Source organism: uncultured Pseudoxanthomonas sp. (genome assembly GCF_947498795.1).
GTDB lineage: Bacteria > Pseudomonadota > Gammaproteobacteria > Xanthomonadales > Xanthomonadaceae > Pseudoxanthomonas_A.
Window position 1 is genome coordinate 39617 of record NZ_CANMLQ010000007.1, and the last position, 25402, is coordinate 65018.

Sequence of the window (25402 nt, forward strand, 5' to 3'; positions counted from 1 at the left end):
AAACGACCGCCTAAATCACTTGGCGGATCAATGGCTTGCAGCAAACTTCAGAGACTTGTTCAAGCCTTATCCACAAGTTGCTGTTTCGTCTCAAATTTTGAGATTGAGGGACGATTCAGTGAGGTGACCGTCGTTTCACATCCCGTCTCGTCCGCGCCGGCGCTCCCGGGTGGAACTGCGCAAACCGGAGGCCCAGAATCGGCCCATGTGCCTCGTCGCCCTCGCCTGGAAGGTCCACCCGCGCTGGCGGCTGCTGCTGGCAGGCAACCGCGACGAGTTCCACGCTCGACCCACGGCGGCGCTGGCGCACTGGGAGGCGTCGCCCCACGTGCTGGCAGGCCGGGACCTGCAGTCGGGCGGCACCTGGGCCGGGGCGGACGCCGGCGGGCGGGTGGCGGTGGTCACAAACGTGCGCGATCCGGCCATCCGGATTCCGGGGGCTCCGTCGAGGGGTCAGCTGGCGGCCGGTTTCCTGCAGTCGCCCGACGGTGCGACGCACCGCGCCACCGGCGTGCTGGTGGCCGCCGAAGCCTTTGCCCCGTTCAACCTACTGCTCGCGGACGCCGCCGATTGCGAATACGTGAGCAACTACCCCACGCCCCGTCGGATCACGCTCGCACCGGGTCTGCACGGCTTGTCCAATGGCGACCTCGACGAGGCCTGGCCAAAGACGATGGCGCTCAAGGAGCGACTCGCCGCATGGGTGTCGGCGGAGAGGGACGAAGTCGATACGCTTTGGAGCGCGCTGGCGGACGAAACCCCCGCGCCCGACGACCGCCTTCCCGACACCGGCGTAGGCATCGACCTCGAACGCAGGCTGTCGCCGGCCTTCATCCGTGGCGAACGCTATGGAACCCGCGCCAGCACCCTGATTGCCATCGATCATGCGGGGCATGGGTGGATCAGCGAGCGGAGGTTCGGGCCTGACGGTGTGTTCGAGGGGGAGACGACGTTGCGGATCCAAACTGGCGCGTAGCCAGCGCTATCGAAGCTGGAGGCTCGCGGTTGCGACTTACGTCGCTCCTACAGGGAACCCTGTGATCGCTCGCCTTTAACTGCCCCCTGAGTCAGGGGGCGGCGAGCGCACCGCGCGAGCGGGGGTGTGGCAACGAAGGCCTGGGGCCCAAAGTTCGCAATGCGAACTTTGGGAGCTTCAACGCGCTTCGCGCGTTGAAGCTGGCGGCGGAGCCGGCCGATAAGCCGGGTTCTGTCGTGGACAGTCATTCCTCTAGGCGCAACGTCACCGTTACGCTCAAGCAACCTACCCGGAGACACTGCGGGCCGCAGCATAGCCTCCCTATTTGGTCTTGCTCCCGGTGGGGTTTGCCGTGCCGGTCCGTTGCCGGACTCGCGGTGCGCTCTTACCGCACCATTTCACCCTTGCCTGATCTCCGAAGAGCCATCGGCGGTATCTTTCTGTTGCACTTTCCGTCGGCTCGCGCCGCCCAGGCGTTACCTGGCACCTTGCCCTGTGGAGCCCGGACTTTCCTCGGCATTGTTTCCAATGACGCGACTGTCTGGCCGACTCCGCCGCGCCCATTGTCGCACAACGGCCATGCCGCTAAGCCGACAGCCAGGCGGATGCGGCACCGCCGAGACCCAGCAGCAGCACCACGAGCCACGGCGGCAACTTCGCCCACATCAGCATCACCACGCCCACGGCAATCCACGCAACGTCGCGCCAGTCACGCACGGCCGTGGTCCATAGCGGGTCGTGGAGTGCTGCCAGCAACAGTCCCACCACCACCGCATTGACCCCGGCCACCGCGGCCTGCGCGCCTCGCTGACGGCGTACGCGCGACCAGAAGGGCAACACACCCACGATCAGCAGGAAGGAAGGCAGGAAAATCGCAAGCAGGCACACCATCGCGCCCAGCCAGCCACCCGGCCCGGCGGACATGGCAGTCCCCAGGAAAGCGGAGAACGCGAACAAAGGCCCGGGCAGCGCCTGGGCGAAGCCGTAACCGGCAAGGAATTCACCCGTGCCGATCCAGCCAGGCGCCACTACTTCCGCCTGCAGCAAGGGCAGCACCACGTGGCCGCCACCGAAAACCAGCGCACCCGTGCGGTAGAACGCATCGAATACCTGCACGGCTGGCTCCATGGAATACCGCGCCACCCACGGCAGCAGCAACAGCAGGATCAAGAAGGCCACCAGCATCGCCACGCCGGTACGCGCGGACAGCAGCACCGCCATGCCATCGGCACCTGCCGTATCGGACGCACGTCGCAACGCCAGTCCTGTCATTGCACCCACGGCGATCAACAGCCACTGCACCCATGCGTGTGGCCACCAGACCACGACCAGCGTCGTTGCCACCGCCATCAGCACGCGCGGCGCATCGATGCAGAACATACGCCCCATCGTCCATACGGCCTGCGCCACCACGGCGACCGCGACCCACTTAAAACCGTGCAGCGATTCGGCGGGCAATGCGCTGCCCCAATGCACGAGTCCAAGCGCGAACAGCACCATCAACACCGCGGACGGCAAGGTGAACCCGCACCACGCCGCGACGGCGCCGCGGATGCCTGCCTGCGACAAGCCAATGGCCATGCCCACCTGGCTGCTCGCCGGACCGGGCAGGAACTGGCAGAGCGCGACCAGCTCGGCGTACGCACTGTCCGTCAGCCACTGGCGTCGCGCCACGAACTCATCGCGAAAATAGCCGAGATGGGCGATGGGGCCGCCGAATGAAACCAGCCCAAGCCGAAGGAATACGCGGAATACCCGCCAGGCGCTGGCCTGCTGTCGCGGCTCCCGCGCAGTCATCCCTCGCATGAGCATCATCCCTCACCCATTTCCCGCGCCTTCCTCGACACCGGCATGATTCACGCGAGCGCCGCTGCCCCATCGAGGACATCCATGGGAAGCGGCCCGGACGCCAGGATGAAGTCGTTGTAGGCGCGCGTGTCGAACCGCGTGCCCAGGCGCTGCCGGGCCTTCTCGCGCGTCGCCAGAATCTGCTGCTTGCCGACCATGAAGCTGCAGGCCTGCCCCGGGTAGACGCAATAGCGGTCGATCTCGCGCTCGGCGGCATCGCGATGTTCGCCGGCGTTGGCCACCATCCAGTCGATGGCCTGCTGGCGGGTCCAGCGCGCGTGGTGGATGCCGGTGTCGACGACGACACGGCAGGCACGGAACAACTGGCCCTGCAGGTAGCCGATTCGCCCGAACGGATCGCCTTCGAATGCACCGATCTCATCCGCCAGTTGTTCGGCATACAGGGCCCAGCCCTCGGTCCACGCCGAAAAGCGCACCGTGCGCCGGAACAGCGACAGTCCACCCGCCTCGCGCAGCACACTGTCCTGGAAATGGTGACCGGGTATGCCTTCGTGATGCAGCAGCGTCGGGATGCGCCACAGCGCGTTCTCCGCGACCGAGCGCAGGTTGAGGAAGATGGTCGAGGGCTGGGCGGGATCGCTGCTGGCGCTGTAGAACGCGCCTGGCGCGCCGTCCTGGATCGCGGGCGAGATGCGCTGCACTTCGACCGGTCGATCCGGAATCACGCGGAACCCCCGTGGCAGCAGGCCCCTGATCCGATCCAGGTGTGCGCTGGCGTAGTCGATGATCGCCTGGCGTCCCGCGTCCGTGTCCGGCTTGAGGAAGCGCGGATCGCGATCGAGGGCGGCCATGCGCTCACCCACCGATCCCCCGGTCAGACCCTCGGCGCGCAGCAGCTGATCGATCTCGGTCGACAGTTCCTCCACCCACGTCAGGCCGAGTCGATGCAGCTCGCCTGGCGCGTAGCGGGCGATGGTGTTGGAACGCAGCGCCGAGGCGTAGTAAGCCTCGCCGTCGGGCTTGGCCCACACGCCTGCACGATCATCGGCGCGGGGCATCAAGGCTGCGAGCGCGTCGCTCTGGCGTTGCAGGGCAGGCACGATACGCCCGACCAGGATCGCCGAGGCGCGACGGTCCAGATCGGCGATCCCGGCGTCGCGCGCACGCGCGAGTGCCGACGTCGTCAATGGATTGCCGCTCGGCGCGGCATCGCGCAAGGTCGCGAGCTGCTTCAGGGTCTTGGCCAGAATGAAATGCGGGGGGATGACACCCAGGCCCGCGTCGTGGCGGATCTGTTCGGTTTCCTGGTCCAGGGCCACGGCGAACTGGCCCAGCCTGTCCAGATAGCGGTCGGCATCCGCCGCGTCCTTCATGGGCGAGCGTCCACCGATGCCGTCCGGCAGCCAGAAGTAGGCACCGTTCATCTGACTGACGACATAAGGGCTGGGGCGCAGGTTGATGTCGGAAAAACCGTAGCGCCCGTACTGGTCCGCCATGGCCTCGTAGACGAAGCGGGCCGTGTCGTAGTCCAGCGCGGCGGCGGCCGAGAGTGCGGCACGGTCGATCCCGCCCAGTTCGTCCAGTCGCAGCGCCGTCGCCTGCCGATGACGCGCGCGAGCGGCCAGCGAATAGTCGGCCAGGCGGTCCGGTCCACCCTCCTCTGCCTTGAGGGCCTGGGCATGGCGTTGCAGCAGGTCCGCCAGGCGGACGTCCTCGGCGGGCGCATCCCCCGTCGTGTCGGCGACAGGCTTCGAACCGGCCATGCGCGCGGCCAGGGGCCACGTCAGGCCGAGCGCCGCGGCGCCGACCAGCAGTTCACGACGACGCATCAGGTGCACCTCCAAAGCAAGGCGTCCCGAGCCTCGAGTGCCGGGAGGCCGGAACGCAGAACGAGACCATGCAATCTCTCCGAACAGGACGCATACCCAAGGCCTAATGCGCGGCCCCGCTCGACATCAGCCAGCGGTCGATCTTGGCTTCCAGCACGTCCAGCGGCAGGGCACCGGTGTCCAGCACCTGGTCGTGGAAACGCCGGATGTCGAAATCCGCACCCAGGCGCTCGGTCGCACGCCGCCGGAGTTCCTGCAACTTCAGTTCACCCACCTTGTAGGCGCAGGCCTGGCCCGGATTGGTGATGTAGCGATCGATCTCGACCGCCACGTCGCGCGGGGCCATGGAGGTGTTGGCCAGCATGTAGTCGATCGCGCGTTGACGGTCCCAGTGCATGGCATGGAGACCGGTGTCGACCACCAGGCGCACGGCGCGCAGCATTTCCATGTCCAGGTGGCCGAACCATTGGTAGGGGTCGGTGAACATGCCCAGTTCCTGCCCCAGCGATTCGGCATACAGGCCCCAGCCCTCGGTATAGGCGGTGGCGGGCACCTGCCCGAAACGCAGCAGGTCCGGCAGGCTCTCGTCCTCCTGGACCAGCGAGATCTGGTAGTGGTGGCCGGGCACGCCCTCGTGTAGTTCCAGCGTCTCCAGAGTCGGGATGGGACGCGTGTTCAACATGGCCATGTTGAAGAACAGGACGCCGGGCTCCGACGCGTCCGGCGGACCGGCGCGGTAGTAGCCCGTGCCCCGCTGGTCGCCCAGCGCCGGCAGCGGACGCAGCTCGAATGCGGCACGCGGACGACGCGAGAACAGGTCTGGCATCCGCTCCCAGACCTTTGTTTCGATGCGCTCGAAGTGGTCGATGAGGTCCTTCGGCTCCGAATAGTAGAACTGCGGCCCGGTGCGGACGTGTTCGAAGAAGGCCGGGAGGTCGCCGTCGAAGCCGGTCGCCTGGCGCGCCTGTTCCATGGCGGCGCGGATCCTGGCCACTTCCGCCACACCCAACTGGTGGATCTGCTGCGCGCTCATCTTCGTGGTGGTGTGCTGGACCAGCAGGGACGCATAGACCCGCTCGCCGTCCTTCATCGCCCACAGGCCGACGCCCTCGGTGGCGCCCGGCAGATAGCGTTCGCGCAGGAACGTGCGCCAGCGCGCGTAGGCCGGTGCGGCGCGACCTTCGATGGCCTGGCGATACGCGGCCTCCAGGCGGGTGCGGTCCGCGGTCCCGATGGCGTCAGGGAAACGCGTGACAGGGGAGTAGAAGGGATTCTCCTCGACCGGCAGCTTCAGGAAGGCTTCGACCTGCCCCAGGATGTTGTTCACCACCACCTTGGGCTGGTGGTAGCCCCGAGCCATTCCCTGCTCCAGGCGATCGACCGTGCTGTCCATGTACCCGACGAAGCCTTCCAGCTGGGCCAGCCCCCGTTCGTAGTCTTCGACCGTCTTGAAGCGGACGCCCGACAGATAGTCGGGGAACTCGACGTGCAGGCCGAAGGAGGCGTTCAGCGGCACCAGGTTGCGGATCGCATGGATGCCGCTGTCGATGTCGCCGAGCGCCTGCTCGGCCTGGTAGCGGAACGCGTCGTAGGCGATCTGGTCCTTCTCGGCCAGTGAGGCGCGGTCTATGCCGGCCAGGCCCGACAGTTCGGCACGCTTGTTCGTCGCCAGCTGCAGGGCGAAGGCCTCGCTCTGGGGGTCGACGAAAACGGCCCCGGTCGGGGGCAGGCCGCGCTCGGCGAGACGCAGGGGATGCAGCGTGTCATCGGCCTTCTGGCTCTCCGCCACCAGCTGGCGGAACCGCTCACGGGCGTCCGGCGGGGTCGACGCGATCACCGCGGGCGATGCCGCCACCATGACCAGCGTCGCGACGGCGGCCTTGAGCCGTTCACGCATTCTCATCTTCATTCCTTTTCCTTCGAGACCAGGCCGCCATACAACTCCTTCCTCGGCGCGCCGGTGATCTCGGCAGCGAGCTTGGCGGCTGCCGACGGCGGCAGGTGGGCGTTGAGCAGCGCATAGACGCGACGACCCTCTGCGAGCTGCGCCGTCTCGTCGTCCGGCGCGCCCTGCACCATGACGACAAACTCGCCCTTGCGCTGGTTGTCGTCGGCGTCGACGCGCGCCTGCAGCTCGGCCAGCGTGCCGTCGAGAACGGTTTCGAACAGCTTGGTCAGTTCGCGCGCCAGCACCGCGGGACGGTCGTCGCCGAACGCGGCGCGCATGTCCGCCAGCGACTCCGCGATGCGGTGCGAGGACTCGTAGAACACCAGCGTGCGGGCTTCACCTGCCAGGCGCTGCAGTTGCTCGCGTCGCGCGGACGCCTTGGCCGGCAGGAAGCCTTCGAACGTGAAGCGGTCGCTCGGCAACCCCGCCACGCTCAAGGCGGCGATCGCGGCGCAGGCGCCGGGCAACGGGCTGACCTTGATGCCGGCTGCGCGCGCGGCGCGGACCAGACGGAACCCGGGGTCGCTGACCAGCGGCGTGCCGGCGTCGCTCACCAGCGCGAGGGAGTCGCCGGCCAGCAGGCGTTCGACCACGCGCAGGGCCAGTGCGTCCTCATTGTGTTCATGCAGGGCCACCAGCGGCGTGGACACGCCGAAGTGCGACATCAGCTGGCCGCTGCGGCGTGTGTCCTCGGCGCAGATCGCCGCCACGTTTCGCAGCGTCTCCAGTGCCCGGGGCGTCAGGTCGCCGAGGTTGCCGATCGGGGTGGCGACGATGAACAGGGTTCCGGCAGGCATTCCAGTGGGGCTCGGTGGCTGGGGGTAGAATCGTAGCCCGGTTCCCCTGCCTGAACATCGACGATGCCCTTGGACCTGCCTGTCGCACGCACGCTTTCCGCACGCCTCCGTCCCGCCCGGGCCCTGGCGGCATTGCTGCTGGTCGCCCTGCTCGCCAGTTGCGCGACCACGCCGGGCACGAGCCCCGTCACATCGTCCGCACGCTTCGCCCCCGCGTTCGCCAATGCCGCCACGCTGGCCCGCCAGGACGGCGCCCTCACCGGTCAGGCGCGCAGCGACAACGCACGCGAAATCGACCGCCTGCTCGCCACGCTCGACGACGCCACCCTCACCCGCGACGCCGCGGCCCTGCCGGTGGGCGACCCGCTGTACAACTTCGCCGGCCGCGCGCTGCAGCGCCGCGGACTGCCGCTGCCGCGCCCGTTCGATCGTGGCGCCCAGTGGCGCTTCGACGCCGGCAACCGTCCGCCCGCCGAGGCGGACGGATACCGCCCGCCGGTGAAGCTGGCCGTGCTGTTGCCCCTGTCCGGCAACCTCGCCACGGCCGCTGCGCCCGTGCGCGATGGCCTGCTGGCCGGCTATTACGGTGAGCGTCGCCGTCGCCCAGACATCCAGTTCTACGACACCACCGGCACCGCTGCGGGCGCGACCGCGGCGTATGCGCGCGCGACCGCCGAGGGCGCGGACTTCGTGGTCGGCCCGCTGGGTCGGGACGAAGTGAGCGCGCTGTTCCAGCAGCCCCAGCTCGCCACCCCGCTGCTGGTGCTCAACCGCGGCACCGTGAGCGTGCCGGACGGCAATGCCGGCTTCTCGCTGGCGCCCGAAGACGACGGGATCGCGGCCGCCGAATACCTGTTCGCACGCGAGCGCCGCGCGGCGCTGGTCATCGAGGGCAGCGACGACAATGGCCGTCGCGCATCGCAGGCCTTCGCCACGCGCTTCGCCGAGCGCGGCGGCAAGGTCACCCGCGTGGTGCGCGTGCAGGACGTACCGGGCGATCTGTCGGCCGCGCTGGCCACCGCGTCGCAGGAAGGCGCCGATGCCGTGTTCCTGGCCGTGCGCGGCAGCACGGCCCGCGCGCTGACGCCGCAACTGGCCCTGGCCGGCCTGGGCGGCAAGACGCGCGTGGGGACGTCGCAGCTCACCTCGGGGACGGGCAAGCCGGAAGAAGACATGGCGCTCGATGGCATCGCCTTCCCGACCGAAGCCTGGACCTCGCGCGGCGTGCCGGCCCTGCCTGCCGCCAGCGTCACCGGAGAGCGCGTCCCGACCGCACGCGGTCCTGCCGCGCGCCTGTTCGCGTTCGGCTACGACGCCTGGCTGCTGACGGCCTACCTGGAAAAGCTGGCGACCGGCGCGAATGCCGAGATCCGCGGCGCCACCGGACGCCTGCAACTGGACGGGTTCGGCAACGTGGTGCGTACGCCGTCATGGTCGACCTTCACCGGCGGACGCGCCGCACCGATCGCGGATGGCGGTTGATCGCCGCGCGCGCGGGCAGGCCGTCGAGGCCGCGGCCCGCGCGCTGCTGCGACGTGCCGGCCTGACCGATATTGCCGCCAATGCGGCGTACCGCGGCGGCGAACTGGACCTGGTGATGCACGACGCCACCCGACCGGGCATGCCGTCGGTGGTGTTCGTGGAAGTGCGCTATCGGCAATCGCAGGCGTTTGGTGGCGGCAGCGCCTCCGTCGATATCGGCAAGCGCCGCCGCCTGGTGCACGCCGCGCAACGCTTCCTGCAGGACCACCCCGCGCTCGCCGACGCACCCTGCCGCTTCGACGTGATCGATGCGCAGGGCGATCCGGCGTCACCGCACCTCGAATGGATCCGCGATGCGTTCCGCGCGGACGAGATCTGACCGCCCGGCACCATGGACCCTCGCCTCCCTCCCGCAGTGCACGATGCTCTTGCCGCCCGGCTTGGCGATGGCTGGTTGACCGGCGAGGCCTGTCGCCCCTTCGGCGGCGATGACTCGCGACGGTGGGCCATGCCGGCGGCCGTGGCGTTGCCGCGTACGCAGGAAGATGTCGTCGCGATCGTGCGCGCCTGCCGCGAACATCGCGCGCCGATCGTCGCGCGCGGCGCGGGCACGGGGACGACCGGCGCAGCCGTACCGACACAGGGCGGCGTGGTGGTGTCGTTCGCACGCATGAACCGCGTGGTCGAAGTGCGCGCAGCCGACCGTTGCGTGGTGGTGCAGCCGGGCGTCCTCAACGGCGACCTTCAGCACGCGCTCGCGCCGCACGGCCTGTTCTGGCCACCGGACCCCTCCAGTGCCGAGACCTGCAGCGTCGGCGGCAACCTCGCCACGAATGCCGGCGGACCGCGCGCAGTGAAGTACGGCACTGCGCGCGACAACGTGCTGGGGCTGGTCGCGGTCACTGGCGCGGGCGAACTGATCCGCTGCGGCGGCGCTTACACCAAGGACGCCACCGGCTACGACCTGACCCACCTGATCGTCGGCAGCGAAGGCACGCTCGCGCTGATCGTCGAAGCGACGCTCAAGCTCGCGCCGCGGCCGCACGCGCAAGCCGGCCTACGCGTGCTCTATCGCGACCCGGCCACAGCAGCAGCTGCCGTGTCCCGCATCATGGCGCGGCCGACGACGCCCACGATGCTGGAGTTCATGGATGGCAGCGCCATCGCGTTGATCCGCCGCAACGGCAGCGATGTGCCGGACGCCGGCGCGATGCTGCTGGTCGAAGCCGACGGCGACGACGACACGCTGCCCTACGCGCTACAGACGCTGGCCGAAGCGGCGGAGGGTGACGGCATGATCGCGCTGGACGTGGCACAGGACGGTACTGCACGAGACCGGCTGTGGGCCGCGCGCCGTGCGCTTTCGCCGGCACTGCGCACGATCAAGCCCGGCAAGATCAACGAAGACGTGGTGGTACCGGTATCGCGCATCCCCGATCTGGTGGCCGCCATGGAGACGCTGGCGTCGGACGTGGACCTGCCCATCGTCGTGTTCGGCCATGCCGGCAACGGCAACCTGCACGTCAACATCATGTACCACGACGGCGATGCCGCCGAGACGGCGCGTGCGCACGCCGCATTGCCGAAGGTCTTCGCTCAGGTGCTGGCGCTGGGCGGCACGCTGTCGGGCGAACACGGCATCGGCCTGAGCAAGCGCGATTTCATGGCGGACGCGTTCTCGCCCGCCACGCTGGATGCCATGCGTGCAGTGAAAGCCGCACTTGACCCGGATGGCATCCTCAACCCGGGCAAGGTGTTGCCGACGCCCTGATCCCTGTAGGAGCGACGTAAGTCGCGACCGCGGACCATACATGTCCGGCAAGCCGCCGATAGCACGCTGGCATCCGTTGCCGAACCCTTGATGGTCAACGAACGCTGACGACGTGCGGTCGCGACTCACGTCGCTCCTACAGAGGCATCAGGACTCGGCGAAGTGGTCGTAGCCGCGACGCGGCGGCGTCCATGGCTCGCCATCGGCGCGCATGGGATGCACGCCCTCGCCCGCCACCATGCGGCCGATCCGGGTGATCCGCAGATCGAGCCGGGATGCCAGCGCCGCGATGTCGGCACGCGCGTCGGCAGGCGCCGTGAAGCAGAGCTCGTAGTCGTCGCCACCACTCGCCTGCATCGGCAAGCGCGTGGCCGCATCGAACGCCGTGCACAAGGCGTCGGACGCCGGCAGCGCATCGATCTCGACCCGCGCGCCCATTCCGCTACGCGCAGCGACATGACCGAGGTCAGCCAGCAATCCGTCCGAAACATCCACGCATGCGCTCGCACGTCCGACGAGCGCGCGACCTGCTTCCATGCGCGGCGTTGGCCGGTCGAGGCGGACCCGGAGTGCATCGACGGGCGTGCGTTCCAGCAGCGCCAGCGCGCCGGCCGCATCGCCCAGCGTTCCGGTCACCCAGATGTCGTCGCCGACACGTGCGCCATCTCGCCGCAGCGCGCGTCCGGGTTCGACGAACCCCATCGCGGTGACCGACACCGACAGCGGACCGCGCGTCGTATCGCCGCCCACCAGCACGATGCCGTGGTGGGCCGCCAGCGCGGCGAAGCCATCGAGGAAGCCGTCGATCCACGCCGGGTCGGACTGTGGCAACGACAGCGACAGCGTGCACCACGCGGGGTCGGCACCCATCGACGCGAGATCGGAGAGGTTCACCGCCAGCGCCTTCCAGCCGATATCGGCCGCCCGCGTGCCACGGGGGAAATGGATGCCGTCGTTCAACGTGTCGGCGGTGACCACCAGTTGCCGTCCCGGTGGCGGTGCCAGCAGGGCCGCGTCGTCACCGATGCCCAGCACGACATCGGCGCGCGTGCCCGCACGTGCACGGACGCGGGCGATCAGATCGAATTCGCCGATACCCATGATGGCGTCAGTCGCGCGACCGCGCGAAATCGACGGCGGACTGGATGGCCGCGCGCGCCTGCGGGCTGTTCTTCCAGCAGGTGGAGCCGGTCAGGCCTGCCGCACGGGCGACGATGTCCGAGGGCTCCGCCGCAGCCAGCTGCCGCAAGGAGGCAATGCCCATCTGTTCCAGCCGCTGCACGACGGTGGGGCCGACGCCCTTCAGCGCGAGCAGCGCATCGCGTTCGTCGATGGCAAAGCGTGCCTCGCCAGCCCACACGTCAGCGTCGCGCCTGCGCCTCGGCGGGCCGCCAGTCGACGGCGGCGTGGTCGAGCACGCCGTTGATGTAGGTGTGCCCGTGTTCGGACCCGAACCGCTTGGCGGTCTCGATGGCTTCGTTCAGCACCACGCGGTAGGGCACGTCGAGGCGATGGATCAGCTCGTAGGCGGCGATCCGCAGGACGGCGCGCTCGATGGGATCGACTTCCTCGACCGCACGATCGAGGAAGGGCAGCAGCGCCTCGTCCAGCGACGCACGGTGCCTCACCACGCCGCGCACCAGGTCCTCGAAATATTCGAGGTCGGCGATCTCGTGCGCCTGCTCGTGGGCGAACTGCGCGATGACCTGGCCGACTTCGCCGCCCGACATCTGCCACGCGTACACGGCCTGCAGCGCGCGGCGGCGCGCGCGCGCGCGCGTGACCGGATCGACGCCGTCCTTGCGGTGGGGATGGGGGTGTCGGCTCACGTCGGCTCCTGCGGTTCTTGGGTTACGGCAACTGTTCCAGCAACTGCGCCATCTCGATGGCGGCCAGTGCGGCTTCTTCGCCCTTGTTGCCATGGCTGCCACCGGCACGCGCTTCGGCATCCTCGATGCGCTCGACCGCCAGCACGCCGTTGAGCACCGGCACGCCGGTGTCCAGCTGTACGCGCATCAGGCCTTCGGCACAACGATCGGCGACGTGTTCGTAGTGGCGGGTGTCGCCACGGATCACGCAGCCCAGCGCAATGAGGGCGGCATGGTCGCCCGAGGCGGCCAGCCGCGCGGCGGCAAGCGGGATCTCCCACGCACCGGGCACCCGTACCACGTCGATCATGTCCTCGCCCACGCCGTTGCCGGCCAGGCTCTGGCGCGCGCCGGCCACCAGCACATCGGTGATGCGCGGGTTCCAGCGGCTGGCGATGATCGCGAAGCGGGCGCCGTCGGGCGCGCGCAGATCGCCTTCGTAATGGGACATGGCGGGTTCCTTGGGGGTGGGGAAGTCTACCAGCCGGGGCGGGCGGCCGGTCTGCCGAGGCCGGTCAGGGCTGGACGTACTCGACCACGTCGAGCCCGAAACCGGCCAGGCCGACCTGGCGGCGCGGGGTGCCCAGCACGCGCAGCCGGCCCAGGCCGAGGTCGGCCAGGATCTGCGCACCGGCGCCGTTGCGACGCCACTGCCCTACATCCTTGGCGTTTGCGCGCACCTCGGGTTGCTTGCGCAGGCGGGCCAGCAGCGCCTCGGCGTTGCGGGGCTCGGAGAGCACCACCATCACGCCCTGCCCTTCCGCCGCGATCGCGCGCAGCGCATCGGTCGCATGCACGCCGAAATCGTCGCGGCGCCAGTGCAGCAGGTCGCTCAACGGGTTTTCCACCTGCACGCGTACCAGCGTGGGCGAGTCCTTGCGTGGCGTGCCGCGGACCAGCGCGAAATGCAGGTCATGGGCGATGCGGTCGCGATAGGTCACCAGCCGGAACGGACCGAACTCCGTCTCGATGTCGCGCGCGTCGATGCGCTCCACGGTGTGCTCGGTGGCCAGGCGATAGGCGATCAGGTCGGCGATCGATCCCATCTTCAGGCCGTGCTCGCGCGCGAACACTTCCAGCTGTGGACGTCGCGCCATGGTGCCGTCCGGGTTCAGCACTTCGACCAGCACACCGGCCGGCTCCAGGCCCGCGAGCAGCGGCAGGTCGCTGGCGGCTTCGGTATGGCCGGCGCGGGTGAGCACGCCGCCGGGCTGGGCGATCAGCGGGAAGATGTGGCCAGGCTGGCTGAGGTCGGTGGGCTTCGCATCGGGACGCACGGCAGTGCGCACCGTGTGTGCGCGGTCGTAGGCGGAGATGCCGGTGGTGACGCCCTCGGCGGCCTCGATGCTGACGGTGAAGTTGGTGTGGAACTGCGCCGTGTTCGTCTGCACCATCGGCGCCAGGCCCAGTTGCGTGCAGCGTTCGCGGGTCAGCGACAGGCAGACCAGGCCGCGCGCGTGGGTGACCATGAAGTTGATGTCGGACGGCTTGACCAGCTCGGCCGCCATGATCAGGTCGCCTTCGTTCTCGCGGTCCTCGTCGTCGACGATGACGACCATGCGGCCGTTGCGGATTTCTTCCAGCAATTCGGGAATCGGGGCGAAGTTCATGCGCCGCTCCTCTCGCCCAGCAGGCGCTCGACGTAGCGCGCGACCAGGTCGATTTCCAGGTTCACCGCATCGCCGACGGCGGCCTGCGAGAACGCGGTGTGCGCCACCGTGTGCGGGATCAGCGCGACCTCGAATCCTTCGCCGTCCACTTCGTTGACCGTCAGGCTCACGCCATCGACGCAGATCGAGCCCTTCTTCGCGATGTACTTCAACAGCGGCGCCGGGGCGGCGAATCGCCAGCGCTGCGCGCGCGCATCCTCGTGCACGGACAGCACGCGGCCGACGCCGTCGACATGGCCGCTGACCAGGTGGCCGCCGAGGCGGTCGGTGGGGCGCATCGCCCGCTCCAGGTTCACCAGCGCGCCTGCGGCCAGGCCGCCGAGCGTCGTCAGCGAGAGGGTTTCGGTGGAGGCGTCGGCCTGGAAGCTGGCGGCGTCGAACGCGATCACGGTCAGGCATACACCGTTGACCGCGATGCTCTCGCCCAGCCGCACCGCGTCGAACGGCAGCGTCCCCACAGCCACGGTCAGGCGGACGTCGCCACCGACGGGTTCCAGCGCCGCGATGCGGCCGACGCCTTCGATGATGCCGGTGAACATCAGCAGGCCTCCTGCAGGAGGACGGGGAAAGCGGTGGGAAGCGTGGAAGGCATGCAACGTCTCTCGCGAAAGCAAAGCGGAGACGCCTCCGGGCGCGAAGGCAGGCGCACGACGCCGCGCTTCCGCGCGGTTCGGCGATGCCGTCTTCTTTCATCCGGACTATGACCGTCGGCTCCGGCATCTGACCGGATCTGCTGACCCTTCGGCGGCTTTGGCGAGTCCGCACCGGAACGTGCGGGCTCTTGCGGGGTAATCGCATGCCGCCCAAGGCGCTCGCGGGCTCGTCGCTGGGCGACCTACCGCCGGTGGGGAATCGCACCCCGCCCTGAAGACGTCGTTGGTGGTGTGCCGGCGGACCGGCCCGCGCATTCTACACGCCGCACCCGGCACCCGCCGGCGAACGGAGTGTTCCGCGGGATGTCAGGCCGGCTTGCGGCGCAGGTGCAGGATCAGCGGCCAGCGCATGGTGCGCACCCGCTGCGGATCGCCCCAGACCTCGGCCAGGGCGGGCGTGTGCGCGTAGACCGGATCCTCGCCCGTGGCCGCGCGATAACTGCCGGTGGCGGACAGGCTGCCGAAATACCCCAGCAGCGTGGGCAGGTTCCATTCCGCGGTCAGCCACAGGCGGGGCGTCGGGACGAACTCGAAAGGCCACACGTAGTCGCCGTAGCCCATGTCCACGTCGGCGCGTTCCGGCGGCCAGTACGGGTCGATGTCGTCGCGGACCTTCTCGGCGACCTCGGCCAGGTCGTCTTCGAAAATGATGTCCTGGTAGGTCCAGGCCGCCAGCACGCCGCCGGGACGCAGCACGCGCTCGCAGGCGGCGAAGAAGCGGTAGCGGTCGAACCAGTGCAGCGCCTGCGCCACGGCGATCAGGTCCACGCTGGCGTCCGGCAACGCGGTCGTCTCCGCCGGTTCGACGGCGAGGCTGACGTTGCCGCCCGCCTGCCCATGCGCCCAATGGCGCTCGATCTGTGCCGCGCTGGGGTCGGTGGCGTGCACGTGGGCGAAACGCGCGGCGAGCCCGCGCGTGGCCTGCCCACTGCCGGCCCCGGGCTCCCACACACGGGCGCTGGCGGGCACGGCGTCGGCGATCACGTCGTACAACGCATCGGGATACGTGGGGCGGGAAGCGACGTAGACGTCGGCGACCCCGGAAAAATGGTCCTTGAAGGCCACCATGGCGAGCGTCAGCGGGCAGGTTGCAGCAGGAGGCGGTGATCTTCGCCAATCATGCGGCTGTCCACAATCTCCAGTGTCAGCCGCTCCGCCATCGCCTGGATGCCCAGGCCGCCGAACAGCGGCCGGGCCTGATCGCCGAGCAGCATCGGTGCCACGTACAACAGGACCTCGTCGGCCAGCCCCGCCGCCACGAAGGCGCCTGCCAGTGTGGCCCCCGCTTCGGCATGCACTTCGTTGATGCCCCGGCCAGCCAGCAGCTCCAGCACAGCCTTCAGGTCGAAATTGCTGCCGGTGGCCGGGGCGACCACGCGCTGGACATCGACATCGCGCGGCGGCTTGGCCTCGGCCGTATGGACATAGAGCGTCGGTGCCTCGCCCTGGCGTACGTTGCCGCGCGCGACGGTGGCCAAGCCAGGGTCGAGCACCACCCGCAGCGGCGGCTCGAAGGCCGTGTCGTCACCGAAGCGCACGGTGAGCGACGGGTCGTCGGCCAGCACCGTGCCGGCGCCAGTCAGGATGGCCCCGGCGCGCGCGCGCCAGCGCATCACGTCGCGCCGCGATGCCTCGCCACTGATCCATTTGGAATCGCCGTTCGCCATCGCGGTACGACCGTCCAGGCTGGTGGCCAGCTTCACGCGCATCCACGGCCGGCCGCGCTCCACGCGCGACAGGAAGCCACGGTTCAGGCGTCGCGCCTGCGCTTCCATCAATCCGGCCTGCACCTCGATGCCCGCCGCGCGAAGACGATCAAAACCCGCGCCATCCACCTGGGGAAACGGATCGCGCATCGCCGCGACCACGCGCGTCACGCCCGCGGCGACCAGCGCGTCCGCGCAAGGACCGGTGCGGCCGGTATGCGCACACGGCTCCAGCGTGACGTACGCCGTCGCCCCCTTCGCCTGCTCGCCTGCCGCCTGCAGCGCGAACACCTCCGCATGCGGACCGCCGGCCTTCTGGTGCCAGCCTTCTCCGATGACCTGTGCACCCTGCGCGATCACGCAGCCGACCATCGGGTTCGGCCGCGTGGTGTAGGCACCGCGCTCGGCCAACCGCAGCGCCCGCGCCATGCACTGGTGGTCGAACGCGGAGAAGACAGCGTCAGTCATGCAGGGTCCACACCGCATCGGAAGGGGCGCCAGTATGCGCCACGCGCTCGGCTGGCCGGATGGACATGATGACGATCGGGGTGCCGTGCAGCGACGTGCGCTCTTCCACTCGCCACCCGAGCGAGGCATAGAAGCTCTCGTGCCACAGGGTGAACAGGCGCAGCAGCGCCACACCCTCACGCGCGGCATGCGCGACCGCCGCGTCGACCAGCACGCGTCCGCCGCCGCGGCCCCGCGCTTCGGGCACCACGAACAGGCTGCCCAACCACGGACTGCCACGATCCTGCAGCGCAGGCGCGTCCTCGACCAGCAGGCTGACCGACCCCAGCAGCTCCTTCCCGTCCATCAGCAGCAGCGTGGTCGGTACCGACGCGCGCGTCGCGTGATCCGCCAACTCGGCCGTGGCGGCATCCAGCGTCCAGTCGTCGTACAGCCCGCCCCACTCCTGATGGTGCCAGCGCGCGAGCGTTTCGATGCACGCGGTGTGCCGCCCGATCGCCTCGATGCGCACGCTCAGCGCTTCTTGTTCTTGTCCGCGTGCTTGTCGAACGGCACCACGTCGCCGCTCAACAGGGACAGTTGGCCGGCGGCGGGAAGATCGCGTTCCAGCTTCTCGATCTCGTCGCGGAAATCGGCCACGTCCTCGAAGCTGCGGTACACCGAGGCGAAGCGCACGTACCCCACATGGTCGAGCTTGCGCAGCTCGCCCATGACGAACTCGCCGATCTTGCGCGAGGCGATTTCGCGCTCACCGCTCATGCGGATGGCATGGATCACCGCCCGCACGGCGGCCTCGATCTGTTCTTCGGATACCGGCCGCTTCTGCAGCGCACGGTCGAAACCGGCGCGCAGCTTGCGCGCATCGAAGGTGTCGCGTCGGCCATCGCCCTTGATGACCGCCGGCAGCTTGATCTCGATGTTCTCCAGCGTCGAGAACCGCTCCCCGCACGCCTCGCATTCCCGACGACGACGGATCGTCGCGCCGTCCTCGGAGACGCGCGAGTCGATCACCCGGGTATCGGTGTGCTGGCAGAAGGGGCAGTGCATCGTCGTCGGTCAGCCGTAGACCGGGTACTTCCGGCACTGCGCGGTGACGTTGTCACGCACCTTCGCCAGCACGGCTTCATCGCTCGGCGCGTCCAACACGTCGCAGATCCAGTTGGCCAGATCGATGCAGTCCTGTTCGCCGTAGCCGCGCGTGGTCACCGCAGGGGTGCCGATGCGCAGGCCCGAGGTCACGAAGGGCTTGCGCGGATCGTTCGGCACGGAGTTCTTGTTGACCGTGATGTGCGCCTTACCCAGGGCTTCTTCCGCGTCCTTGCCGCTGACGTCCTTGCCGATCATGTCGACCAGCATCAGGTGGTTCTCGGTGCCGCCGGAGACGATCTTGTAGCCGCGCGCGATGATCGTCTTCGCCATCGCCTGGGCGTTCTTCACGACCTGCGCCTGGTAGCTCTTGAACTCCGGCTCCAGCGCCTCCTTGAAGGCCACGGCCTTGGCCGCGATGACGTGCATCAGCGGACCACCCTGGATGCCCGGGAAGACGATGCTCTGCAGCTTCTTCTCGATCTCCTCGCCCGCCGGCCCCAAACCAGCACGACTGGCCACGATGATGCCGCCGCGCGGGCCGCGCAGCGTCTTGTGGGTGGTCGAGGTCACCACGTGCGCATGCGGCAGCGGATTCGGATAGACGCCGGCGGCGACCAGGCCCGCCACGTGCGCCATGTCGACGAAGAGGTAGGCGCCGACCTTGTCGGCGATGGCGCGGAAACGTGCCCAGTCCACCACCTGCGAATAGGCGGAGAAGCCGGCCACGACCATCTTGGGCTTGTGCTCCAGCGCCAGCTTCTCGACTTCGTCGTAGTCGATCAGGCCCTGGGCGTTCACGCCGTACTGGACGGCGTTGAAGATCTTGCCCGAGGCGTTGACCTTGGCGCCGTGGGTCAGGTGGCCGCCGTGGGCCAGGCTCATGCCCAAGATGGTGTCGCCCGGCTGCAGCAGGGCGAAGTACACGGCCTGGTTGGCCTGCGAGCCGGAATGCGGCTGCACGTTGGCGTAGTCGGCGCCGAACAGCTGCTTCACGCGGTCGATCGCCAGTTGCTCGGCGATGTCGACGTACTCGCAGCCGCCGTAGTAGCGCTTGTACGGGTAACCCTCGGCGTACTTGTTGGTCAGCACGCTGCCCTGTGCTTCCAGCACGCGGGGGCTGGCGTAGTTCTCGCTGGCGATCAGCTCGACGTGATCCTCCTGCCGGCGCGCCTCATGGGCGATGGCCTGGGCCAGTTCGGGATCGTAGGTTTCGATGCGGGCGTCGCGCGGGAACATCGGGTCTCCGGGGCAGGTCGGGCGGGAGGACCGATTGTAGCCCGCCCCGCCCCTGGCCACCCTGCCCCGGAAAAGGAAAAGCGCGCCGGAGCGCGCTTTTCGGGGGCATCGGGCCCGCTGGCTCAGTGGTGCAGCAGCAGGTCGGCGATGATGCCGGTGGCGATGGCGACCATCAGCAGGTTGCCGCGGTCGTCGCGCACCCAGTGGTAACCGCGGGGAGGATGGCGCACGTGGTAGCGGTTGTAGTCGTTCACCACGTAGACCGGGCCGCGGTAGTAGTCCCGGTAACGCTGGCCCTTGGCCCAGCGGTGGTAGCTGGGCGGTGCCGGGCGATAGACGACGCGGGGCGGCGCGTAATAGCGCCGGTCGTCGTAGCGACGGCCATCGTGGTAGCCGTGACGGTAGGCCTGGCGCTGGTCGCGGTAGTCGCGGCGGTCGTCCCGGCGATCCTCACGCCAGTCGCGGCGGTCGTCGCGGCGATCGTGGTGGCTGGAGCGGTCCCGGTCGCGACCGCGATCGTGGTCGCGTGCAAGCACGGGGGCGGTGACGGCGAAGGCGAGGATGGCGCAGGCCATGCTCTGGAAAAGACGCTTGGTGTTCATGGAAAAGCCCTCTGTGTGGCACGTGAGCCCATCATGCCGATCACATCTGAACCGATTCCGGCTGGAAAACGGTTACGGCCGCGTCAACGCCATGTTCGCGAAACGTATTCAGCCAGCGGTCGGGCGGGCCGGAGCGGCTATAATCGCCGCCTTCCCCTTTGCCTCCCCGCCCGCCGTCGCACGGCTGGGCGACGGGGCCTGCGTACCGGAGCCTGCATGTCCTCGCAATACATCTACACCATGAACCGGGTCAGCAAGGTGGTCCCGCCGAAGCGGCAGATCATCAAGGACATCTCGCTGTCGTTCTATCCGGGCGCGAAGATCGGCCTGCTGGGCCTGAACGGCGCCGGCAAGTCCACCGTGCTGAAGATCATGGCCGGCGTGGACAAGGATTTCGAAGGCGAAGCCCGCCCCCAGCCCGGCATCAAGGTCGGCTACCTGGCGCAGGAGCCGGAGCTGAACCCCGAACACACCGTCCGCCAGGCCGTCGAGGAAGGCGTGGGCGACGTGCTGCAGGCCCAGGCGGCGCTGGAAGCGGTCTACGCCGCGTATGCCGAGGAAGGTGCAGACTTCGACGCCCTCGCCAAGGAGCAGGAGCGCCTGGAAGCGATCCTCGCCGCCGGCGACGCGCACACGCTGGAAAACCAGCTGGACGTGGCCGCCGACGCGCTGCGCCTGCCGCCGTGGGATGCGATCGTCGGCAAGCTGTCCGGCGGCGAGAAGCGTCGCGTCGCGCTGTGCCGCCTGCTGCTGCAGAAGCCGGACATGCTGCTGCTCGACGAACCGACCAACCATCTGGACGCCGAATCCGTCGAATGGCTGGAACAGTTCCTCGCTCGCTACACCGGCACCGTGGTGGCGGTCACCCACGACCGCTATTTCCTCGACAACGCCGCCGAGTGGATCCTCGAACTGGACCGCGGCCGCGGCATTCCGTGGAAGGGCAACTACACCGACTGGCTGGTCCAGAAGGACGAGCGCCTGAAGCAGGAAGACAACCAGGAAAAGGCCCGTCAGAAAGCCATCCAGAAGGAACTAGAGTGGTCGCGCCAGAACGCCAAGGGCGGCCGTTCCAAGGGCAAGGCCCGTCTGGCCCGCCTGGAAGAGCTGCAGTCGGTCGACTACCAGCGCCGCAACGAGACCAACGAGATCTTCATCCCGCCGGGCGAGCGCTTGGGCAACTCGGTGATCGAGTTCAAGAACGTCTCCAAGAAGTTCGGCGACCGCCTGCTGATCGACAACCTGAGCTTCCTGGTGCCCGGCGGCGCGATCGTCGGCATCATCGGCCCGAACGGCGCCGGCAAGTCGACACTGTTCAAGATGATCACCGGGCAGGAGAAGCCGGATTCCGGCGAGATCATCAAGGGCCCGACCGTGCAGCTGGCCTACGTTGACCAGAGCCGCGACAAGCTGGAAGGCAACCACAATGTCTTCCAGGAAATCTCGGGCGGCCTGGACATCCTCAACATCAACGGCGTGGAGATCCAGTCGCGCGCGTACATCGGCCGTTTCAACTTCAAGGGCCAGGACCAGCAGAAGATGGTGGGCTCGCTGTCCGGCGGTGAACGCGGCCGCCTGCACATGGCCAAGACGCTGCTGCAGGGCGGCAACGTGCTGCTGCTCGACGAACCCTCCAACGACCTGGACATCGAAACCCTGCGTGCGCTGGAAGACGCGCTGCTGGAATTCCCCGGCAACACGTTCGTGATTTCGCACGACCGCTGGTTCCTGGACCGCATCGCCACGCACATCCTCGCCTTCGAAGGCGATTCGCACGTGGAGTTCTTCCAGGGCAACTACCGCGAGTACGAGGAAGACAAGAAGCGTCGCCTGGGCGAGGAAGGCGCGCGTCCGCACCGCCTGCGGTTCAAGGCGCTTAAGTAAGCGGTCGGTTTCAAACCTGACGACATGCCCGCCTATCGGCGGGCATGCTCGTTTCAACCGTGGTGGAACAGCAGGAACAGTACGAAGACGGCAGCGCCAACCATCAGACTCTGGGCCACCATGAACATCCCGAGTCCCACCAGGGCCCGCAGCGCCGACGTCCATCCGGAGTGCCGGTTGAACAGCTGGACGAGCGAGAACACGGTGTACGTCACCACGCAGAGCAGGATCCATGCCTGCGCACTGGGTATCCAACGCTGCAATACGATGGCGATCGCCATGAAGACGAACGACTGCACCGTCAGGAATGCCGAAACGACCAGCCATTCGGGATAGTTCAATCCCCGCCCCTTGAAAGCCAGCCAGAACGCGGCCGCCTCAAGCGGCAGGCAGAGCAGCGTGAATGCCGTCATGTGGCCGTTGAGCCAGTCCTTCGCCGCGGCGAACGTCGCAGCCAGCGCGGCCGGGTCCACGCCCGCGCCCGCCTTGGGACCGGCGCTTCCCGCGAAGCCCAGCTCCATCGCCGAACCGACGATATCCCCGTCCAGCAAGAACTTCCCGAGCAGGATGACGGCGGCTGCGGAGATCATCAGCAACAGCAACGGCTTGACCTGCTTCGCGCGCCTTCCCTCCAGATACGCCCGCATCAGGTGCCCGGGCCTGAGCATCAGTTCCTTGAGCGAATACAGGATGCCGCGATCCATGTGGAGCACGCTGTGCTCCAGCTCGTGGCCAAGGAAATGCCAGTCGATGCGATGCACCGGCGTGGGTTGGCCGCAGGCGGGACAGAACTTCTGCTGGGGATCGGCGACGGGTCGGCCGCAGTTGATGCAGATGCTCGCGTCGCCCATGCCGCTCCCCTCCCCGTGGTCGGCGGATTCTAGGGAAGCGAGGTGCGAACGTCCAACGCGCGTGCGCAGCGCGCCCCACCGAGGGGAAAACCTGCACCGCGAAGGTGCCTGCTAAAGCGGCTGCGAGACGCGCCGATAGCGCCTCAATGACGGCCATGCGCGAACGCACGGCCACCCCGCCACGCAAGGAAACCCATGAACGCACGCGCCGCCGACCCCACCGACGACGCCGGCATCGACGACCACATCCAGTCCGTATCGGGACTGTCGGACTCGCTGCTCAAGCAACTGCGGCAATCGCTGCATAAGATCGACGAGATCAACCGCATCACCCGCATCATCTCGATGAACGCCCGCATCGAAGCCGTGCGCATCGGCACGGCAGGCCGCAGCTTCGGCGTGATCGCCGAAGAAATGGATACCCTCGCGCGCCGGGTCAGCGACACCGCGCAGGACATCGACCGCATGGCCGTCCGCACCAGCCATGACCTGCGGGAGCGGCTGGACCAGCTGCAGACCGACGTGCGCCGCACGCGCCTGACCGACCTAGCCCTGGCCAACATCGACCTGATAGACCGCAACCTCTACGAACGCAGCTGCGACGTGCGCTGGTGGGCCACCGACGCGGCCGTGGTCGCGGCGGCGCAGGATCCGCAACCGGCCGCGCTCGCCCATGCCAGCCAGCGGCTGGGGCAGATCCTGGACTCGTACACGGTCTACTTCGACCTGGTGCTCGCCGACCTGCAGGGCAACATCATCGCCAACGGACGGCCGCGCCAGTACCGCTCGACAGGCCAGTCGGCCGCACAGCAGGCATGGTTCCAGTCCGCCATGGCCACGCACAGCGGAGAGCAATTCGGCTTCCAGTCCATGCATGCCAGCCCCCTGGCCGGTGGAGAGCGCGTACTGGTGTACGCCTGCACCGTGCGCGAAGGCGGCCGCGTGGTGGGAAGACCGCTGGGCGTGCTGGGCATCGTGTTCCGCTGGGATGCGCTGGCGCAGACCATCGTGGAACGCACCCCGTTGTCGGACGCCGAATGGCGCCGCAGTCGCGTCTGCATCGTCGACGGACAAGGCCATGTGCTGGCCGACTCCGCGCGCGGAGATGCCGCGTCGCCGCGGCTGGACTTCCCAGGGCGGGCGACCCTGTTCGCACAGGCCCGGGCTGCGACCGATCTGGTCATCGAGGGGCGCGCCTGCTGTCTGGCGCAAGCGGCCTCCCCCGGGTACGAAACCTACCGCACGGGGTGGCACTGCGTGATCCAGCAGGGCGTCGCCTGAAGACCCGCGCGCTCAGGCGAGCCATACCTCGCCATCGCGCACCTGCACCGCGACGGCGTGCAGCGTGTCGCCCCGGCATGGCCCTGCGACACAGGCACCGGCCACGAGCTCGAACGACGCACCGTGGGCCGCACAGACCAGATGACCGTCCTTGCTCTTGAGGAACTGCCCGGGCGCCCAATCTAGGCGCCTGCCCGCGTGGGGACAGACATTCAGCCAGGCGCGCACGTCTCCGCCCGACCGATAGAGGATCAACGACTCGGCATCGTCGCCGATCGTGGCCTCAACCTCGGCGAAAGCCCCGTCGGCGATGTCATTCAGTGCACTCAGTCGCATGGCGCTTAACGAAGTCCTCACACGGTCATCTAACCGTCATCCGATACTGCGTGCACCGGCTCCGGCCGCATTCTGTCACGACGCACCGCCATGTACGCACGCCATTTCCAGTTCAATTCCTTCCGCCACATCTTCGCGCCGCGCAAGCCGCGCCATCCGCTGCTGCGGATGGGACTGGGCCTGGTGGGCGTGGCGCTGCTGGGCGTGCTGGTGTTCTTCAGCGTGTTCGTCGGGGCGGCCATGATCGCGGCCGGCCTGGTCTACAAGCTGGTTCGCCAGCGCGGCAAGCCGCAGGCCCGCGATGCGCGCGTGGTGGACGCGGAATACCATGTGGTGCGCAAGCCGGTGCTTCCGCTGTCGCGTTGATCGCACCGCGGGAACCCGGTTCCCGCCTACACTTTGCGGCCGTTCCACCTGCTGCCCGGCCGCCATGACCGACCTCGTTCCCGCTCCGCCCGTGCCACGCGTTCCCGTACGCGGCGGCGGCACGTTCCCTGTCCGGCGCATCTTCTGCGTCGGCCGCAACTTCGCCGACCATGCGCGCGAGATGGGCGCGGCCGCGCCCGCCTCGAAGGCCGAACGCGGCACGCCGGTGTTCTTCCACAAGCCGGCGGACGCCATCGTCACCGGCAACGCGGACGTACCCTACCCGCCGGGCACGAACGACCTGCACCATGAGGTCGAACTGGTCGCCGCGCTGGGCGCCGACGCACCCGCGGGCACGCTGTCGCGCGAAGCGGCGCAGGATCTGGTCATCGCCTACGGCGTCGGCCTGGACCTGACCCGCCGCGACCTGCAGGGCGCCGCCAAGGCCAAGGGCCTGCCGTGGGATACCGGCAAGGGCTTCGATCATTCGGCCCCCATCAGCGAACTGGTCGCCGCCGCGGATGTCGGCGCGCTCGATGCCCGTACCCTGACCCTGAGCGTGAACGGCGCGACGCGACAGCACGGCGCACTGCAAGACCTGATCTGGGACGTGCCCGACATCCTGCACGAGCTGTCGAAGCTCTATGCGCTGAAGGCCGGCGACCTGGTCTTCATGGGCACGCCGGCAGGCGTGGCCGCACTAGTGCCCGGCGACACTTTCGTGGCCTCGCTCGATGGCGTGGTGGAACTGCGCGGGCGCATCGCCGGCTGATCCTGCCT

At 68.6% G+C, this 25402-nt stretch carries 25 protein-coding genes, 1 other RNA gene, 1 pseudogene and 1 riboswitch; of the genes and pseudogenes, 8 read left to right on the forward strand and 19 right to left on the reverse strand.

Annotation, left to right across the window (positions count from 1 at the left end; all coding sequences use genetic code 11):
* Window positions 1-205 precede the first annotated feature (205 nt).
* Window positions 206-976 carry an NRDE family protein gene (locus Q0907_RS15280; protein ID WP_299346427.1) on the forward strand — a complete coding sequence of 257 codons (771 nt, stop codon included), beginning with the start codon at window positions 206-208 and terminating at the stop codon, window positions 974-976.
* Between the two features lie 204 nt (window positions 977-1180).
* On the opposite strand, the gene rnpB is transcribed toward Q0907_RS15280, so the two are convergent.
* From rnpB to rsmI, 5 genes are all read right to left on the reverse strand, one after another.
* An RNA gene (gene rnpB / locus Q0907_RS15285) (RNase P RNA component class A) lies at window positions 1181-1529 on the reverse strand.
* 32 nt (window positions 1530-1561) lie between these two features.
* On the reverse strand, window positions 1562-2782 hold the full coding sequence (chrA, locus tag Q0907_RS15290; RefSeq protein ID WP_299346429.1) for a chromate efflux transporter: 1221 nt from the start codon (window positions 2780-2782) through the stop codon (window positions 1562-1564).
* A 50-nt stretch (window positions 2783-2832) separates the two neighbouring features.
* Entirely contained in the window at window positions 2833-4614 is a 1782-nt protein-coding gene (locus Q0907_RS15295) for a DUF885 domain-containing protein (protein WP_299346432.1), read from the reverse strand.
* Window positions 4615-4717: 103 nt separating this feature from the next.
* Window positions 4718-6523, reverse strand: coding sequence for a DUF885 domain-containing protein (locus Q0907_RS15300; protein WP_299346434.1), 1806 nt, complete (start codon window positions 6521-6523; stop codon window positions 4718-4720).
* Window positions 6520-7359, reverse strand: a complete 840-nt coding sequence (rsmI, locus tag Q0907_RS15305) for a 16S rRNA (cytidine(1402)-2'-O)-methyltransferase (RefSeq protein ID WP_299346438.1) — start codon at window positions 7357-7359, stop codon at window positions 6520-6522. The genes Q0907_RS15300 and rsmI overlap by 4 nt, the downstream gene beginning before the upstream one ends.
* Window positions 7360-7584: 225 nt before the next feature.
* Between rsmI and Q0907_RS15310 the strand changes: the two are divergent.
* The 3 genes and pseudogenes from Q0907_RS15310 to Q0907_RS15320 all read left to right on the forward strand — a co-directional run.
* A pseudogene (locus Q0907_RS15310) lies at window positions 7585-8841 on the forward strand (penicillin-binding protein activator); the annotation flags it as partial.
* Window positions 8831-9220 carry a YraN family protein gene (locus Q0907_RS15315; protein WP_299346440.1) on the forward strand — a complete coding sequence of 130 codons (390 nt, stop codon included), beginning with the start codon at window positions 8831-8833 and terminating at the stop codon, window positions 9218-9220. The pseudogene Q0907_RS15310 and the gene Q0907_RS15315, both read left to right, overlap by 11 nt.
* 12 nt (window positions 9221-9232) lie before the next feature.
* The gene (locus Q0907_RS15320; RefSeq protein ID WP_299346442.1) at window positions 9233-10612 is read left to right on the forward strand and encodes an FAD-linked oxidase C-terminal domain-containing protein; all 1380 of its coding nucleotides are present in this window, start codon (window positions 9233-9235) and stop codon (window positions 10610-10612) included.
* Window positions 10613-10759: 147 nt separating this feature from the next.
* On the opposite strand, the gene thiL is transcribed toward Q0907_RS15320, so the two are convergent.
* The 12 genes from thiL to Q0907_RS15380 all read right to left on the reverse strand — a co-directional run bounded on the left by thiL (window position 10760) and on the right by Q0907_RS15380 (window position 19904).
* Window positions 10760-11707, reverse strand: a complete 948-nt coding sequence (gene thiL / locus Q0907_RS15325; RefSeq protein WP_299346681.1) for a thiamine-phosphate kinase — start codon at window positions 11705-11707, stop codon at window positions 10760-10762.
* 13 nt (window positions 11708-11720) lie between these two features.
* The gene (locus tag Q0907_RS15330) at window positions 11721-11972 is read right to left on the reverse strand and encodes a helix-hairpin-helix domain-containing protein (RefSeq protein WP_299346445.1); all 252 of its coding nucleotides are present in this window, start codon (window positions 11970-11972) and stop codon (window positions 11721-11723) included.
* Between the two features lies 1 nt (window position 11973).
* Window positions 11974-12441, reverse strand: a complete 468-nt coding sequence (nusB, locus tag Q0907_RS15335; RefSeq protein WP_299346448.1) for a transcription antitermination factor NusB — start codon at window positions 12439-12441, stop codon at window positions 11974-11976.
* 22 nt (window positions 12442-12463) lie between these two features.
* On the reverse strand, window positions 12464-12931 hold the full coding sequence (ribH, locus tag Q0907_RS15340) for a 6,7-dimethyl-8-ribityllumazine synthase (protein WP_296278494.1): 468 nt from the start codon (window positions 12929-12931) through the stop codon (window positions 12464-12466).
* A 64-nt stretch (window positions 12932-12995) separates the two neighbouring features.
* Complete coding sequence (gene ribB, locus Q0907_RS15345; protein WP_299346451.1) at window positions 12996-14090, reverse strand: 3,4-dihydroxy-2-butanone-4-phosphate synthase; 1095 nt, start codon at window positions 14088-14090, stop codon at window positions 12996-12998.
* A complete protein-coding gene (locus Q0907_RS15350; RefSeq protein ID WP_299346453.1) occupies window positions 14087-14689 on the reverse strand; it encodes a riboflavin synthase in 603 nt (200 codons plus the stop codon). Before Q0907_RS15350 ends, ribB begins: the two co-directional genes overlap by 4 nt.
* Before the next feature lie 138 nt (window positions 14690-14827).
* Window positions 14828-15026: riboswitch (FMN riboswitch) on the reverse strand.
* Between the two features lie 83 nt (window positions 15027-15109).
* Window positions 15110-15871: a class I SAM-dependent methyltransferase gene (locus Q0907_RS15355; protein ID WP_299346455.1), complete on the reverse strand. Its 762-nt coding sequence runs from the start codon at window positions 15869-15871 to the stop codon at window positions 15110-15112.
* An 8-nt stretch (window positions 15872-15879) separates the two neighbouring features.
* Window positions 15880-16977 (reverse strand): bifunctional diaminohydroxyphosphoribosylaminopyrimidine deaminase/5-amino-6-(5-phosphoribosylamino)uracil reductase RibD, encoded by a 1098-nt coding sequence (gene ribD / locus Q0907_RS15360; RefSeq protein ID WP_299346458.1) that lies wholly within the window; start codon window positions 16975-16977, stop codon window positions 15880-15882.
* A complete protein-coding gene (locus Q0907_RS15365; protein WP_299346461.1) occupies window positions 16970-17488 on the reverse strand; it encodes a GNAT family N-acetyltransferase in 519 nt (172 codons plus the stop codon). The genes ribD and Q0907_RS15365 overlap by 8 nt, the downstream gene beginning before the upstream one ends.
* Window positions 17489-17490: 2 nt before the next feature.
* Entirely contained in the window at window positions 17491-18024 is a 534-nt protein-coding gene (nrdR, locus tag Q0907_RS15370) for a transcriptional regulator NrdR (protein WP_296278500.1), read from the reverse strand.
* Between the two features lie 9 nt (window positions 18025-18033).
* Window positions 18034-19302, reverse strand: a complete 1269-nt coding sequence (glyA, locus tag Q0907_RS15375; protein WP_299346463.1) for a serine hydroxymethyltransferase — start codon at window positions 19300-19302, stop codon at window positions 18034-18036.
* Between the two features lie 122 nt (window positions 19303-19424).
* On the reverse strand, window positions 19425-19904 hold the full coding sequence (locus tag Q0907_RS15380; RefSeq protein WP_299346466.1) for an RcnB family protein: 480 nt from the start codon (window positions 19902-19904) through the stop codon (window positions 19425-19427).
* A gap of 216 nt (window positions 19905-20120) precedes the next feature.
* On the opposite strand from Q0907_RS15380, the gene ettA reads away from it, so the two are divergent.
* Entirely contained in the window at window positions 20121-21788 is a 1668-nt protein-coding gene (gene ettA, locus Q0907_RS15385; RefSeq protein WP_296278503.1) for an energy-dependent translational throttle protein EttA, read from the forward strand.
* Window positions 21789-21841: 53 nt separating this feature from the next.
* On the opposite strand, the gene Q0907_RS15390 is transcribed toward ettA, so the two are convergent.
* Entirely contained in the window at window positions 21842-22639 is a 798-nt protein-coding gene (locus tag Q0907_RS15390) for a DUF3667 domain-containing protein (protein WP_299346471.1), read from the reverse strand.
* 195 nt (window positions 22640-22834) lie between these two features.
* Between Q0907_RS15390 and Q0907_RS15395 the strand changes: the two genes are divergently transcribed.
* On the forward strand, window positions 22835-23920 hold the full coding sequence (locus Q0907_RS15395) for a methyl-accepting chemotaxis protein (protein ID WP_299346474.1): 1086 nt from the start codon (window positions 22835-22837) through the stop codon (window positions 23918-23920).
* A 12-nt stretch (window positions 23921-23932) separates the two neighbouring features.
* On the opposite strand, the gene Q0907_RS15400 is transcribed toward Q0907_RS15395, so the two are convergent.
* Window positions 23933-24256, reverse strand: coding sequence for a Rieske 2Fe-2S domain-containing protein (locus Q0907_RS15400; protein WP_299346477.1), 324 nt, complete (start codon window positions 24254-24256; stop codon window positions 23933-23935).
* Window positions 24257-24346: 90 nt separating this feature from the next.
* On the opposite strand from Q0907_RS15400, the gene Q0907_RS15405 reads away from it, so the two are divergent.
* Both Q0907_RS15405 and Q0907_RS15410 read left to right on the forward strand, forming a co-directional pair.
* Window positions 24347-24622 carry a hypothetical protein gene (locus tag Q0907_RS15405; RefSeq protein WP_299346480.1) on the forward strand — a complete coding sequence of 92 codons (276 nt, stop codon included), beginning with the start codon at window positions 24347-24349 and terminating at the stop codon, window positions 24620-24622.
* A 64-nt stretch (window positions 24623-24686) separates the two neighbouring features.
* Window positions 24687-25394, forward strand: coding sequence for a fumarylacetoacetate hydrolase family protein (locus Q0907_RS15410; RefSeq protein WP_299346483.1), 708 nt, complete (start codon window positions 24687-24689; stop codon window positions 25392-25394).
* The last annotated feature ends 8 nt before the right edge of the window (window positions 25395-25402 follow it).

Coding starts and splice junctions, on each gene's coding strand:
- Q0907_RS15280 (WP_299346427.1), top strand. CDS start 206: ATGTGCCTCGTCGCCCTCGCCTGGAAGGTCCACCCGCGCTGGCGGCTG.
- chrA (WP_299346429.1), bottom strand. CDS start 2,782: ATGCGAGGGATGACTGCGCGGGAGCCGCGACAGCAGGCCAGCGCCTGG.
- Q0907_RS15295 (WP_299346432.1), bottom strand. CDS start 4,614: ATGCGTCGTCGTGAACTGCTGGTCGGCGCCGCGGCGCTCGGCCTGACG.
- Q0907_RS15300 (WP_299346434.1), bottom strand. CDS start 6,523: ATGAAGATGAGAATGCGTGAACGGCTCAAGGCCGCCGTCGCGACGCTG.
- rsmI (WP_299346438.1), bottom strand. CDS start 7,359: ATGCCTGCCGGAACCCTGTTCATCGTCGCCACCCCGATCGGCAACCTC.
- Q0907_RS15315 (WP_299346440.1), top strand. CDS start 8,831: ATGGCGGTTGATCGCCGCGCGCGCGGGCAGGCCGTCGAGGCCGCGGCC.
- Q0907_RS15320 (WP_299346442.1), top strand. CDS start 9,233: ATGGACCCTCGCCTCCCTCCCGCAGTGCACGATGCTCTTGCCGCCCGG.
- ribH (WP_296278494.1), bottom strand. CDS start 12,931: ATGTCCCATTACGAAGGCGATCTGCGCGCGCCCGACGGCGCCCGCTTC.
- ribB (WP_299346451.1), bottom strand. CDS start 14,090: ATGAACTTCGCCCCGATTCCCGAATTGCTGGAAGAAATCCGCAACGGC.
- Q0907_RS15350 (WP_299346453.1), bottom strand. CDS start 14,689: ATGTTCACCGGCATCATCGAAGGCGTCGGCCGCATCGCGGCGCTGGAA.
- Q0907_RS15355 (WP_299346455.1), bottom strand. CDS start 15,871: ATGGTGGCCTTCAAGGACCATTTTTCCGGGGTCGCCGACGTCTACGTC.
- ribD (WP_299346458.1), bottom strand. CDS start 16,977: ATGACTGACGCTGTCTTCTCCGCGTTCGACCACCAGTGCATGGCGCGG.
- nrdR (WP_296278500.1), bottom strand. CDS start 18,024: ATGCACTGCCCCTTCTGCCAGCACACCGATACCCGGGTGATCGACTCG.
- glyA (WP_299346463.1), bottom strand. CDS start 19,302: ATGTTCCCGCGCGACGCCCGCATCGAAACCTACGATCCCGAACTGGCC.
- Q0907_RS15380 (WP_299346466.1), bottom strand. CDS start 19,904: ATGAACACCAAGCGTCTTTTCCAGAGCATGGCCTGCGCCATCCTCGCC.
- ettA (WP_296278503.1), top strand. CDS start 20,121: ATGTCCTCGCAATACATCTACACCATGAACCGGGTCAGCAAGGTGGTC.
- Q0907_RS15390 (WP_299346471.1), bottom strand. CDS start 22,639: ATGGGCGACGCGAGCATCTGCATCAACTGCGGCCGACCCGTCGCCGAT.
- Q0907_RS15395 (WP_299346474.1), top strand. CDS start 22,835: ATGAACGCACGCGCCGCCGACCCCACCGACGACGCCGGCATCGACGAC.
- Q0907_RS15400 (WP_299346477.1), bottom strand. CDS start 24,256: ATGCGACTGAGTGCACTGAATGACATCGCCGACGGGGCTTTCGCCGAG.
- Q0907_RS15405 (WP_299346480.1), top strand. CDS start 24,347: ATGTACGCACGCCATTTCCAGTTCAATTCCTTCCGCCACATCTTCGCG.
- Q0907_RS15410 (WP_299346483.1), top strand. CDS start 24,687: ATGACCGACCTCGTTCCCGCTCCGCCCGTGCCACGCGTTCCCGTACGC.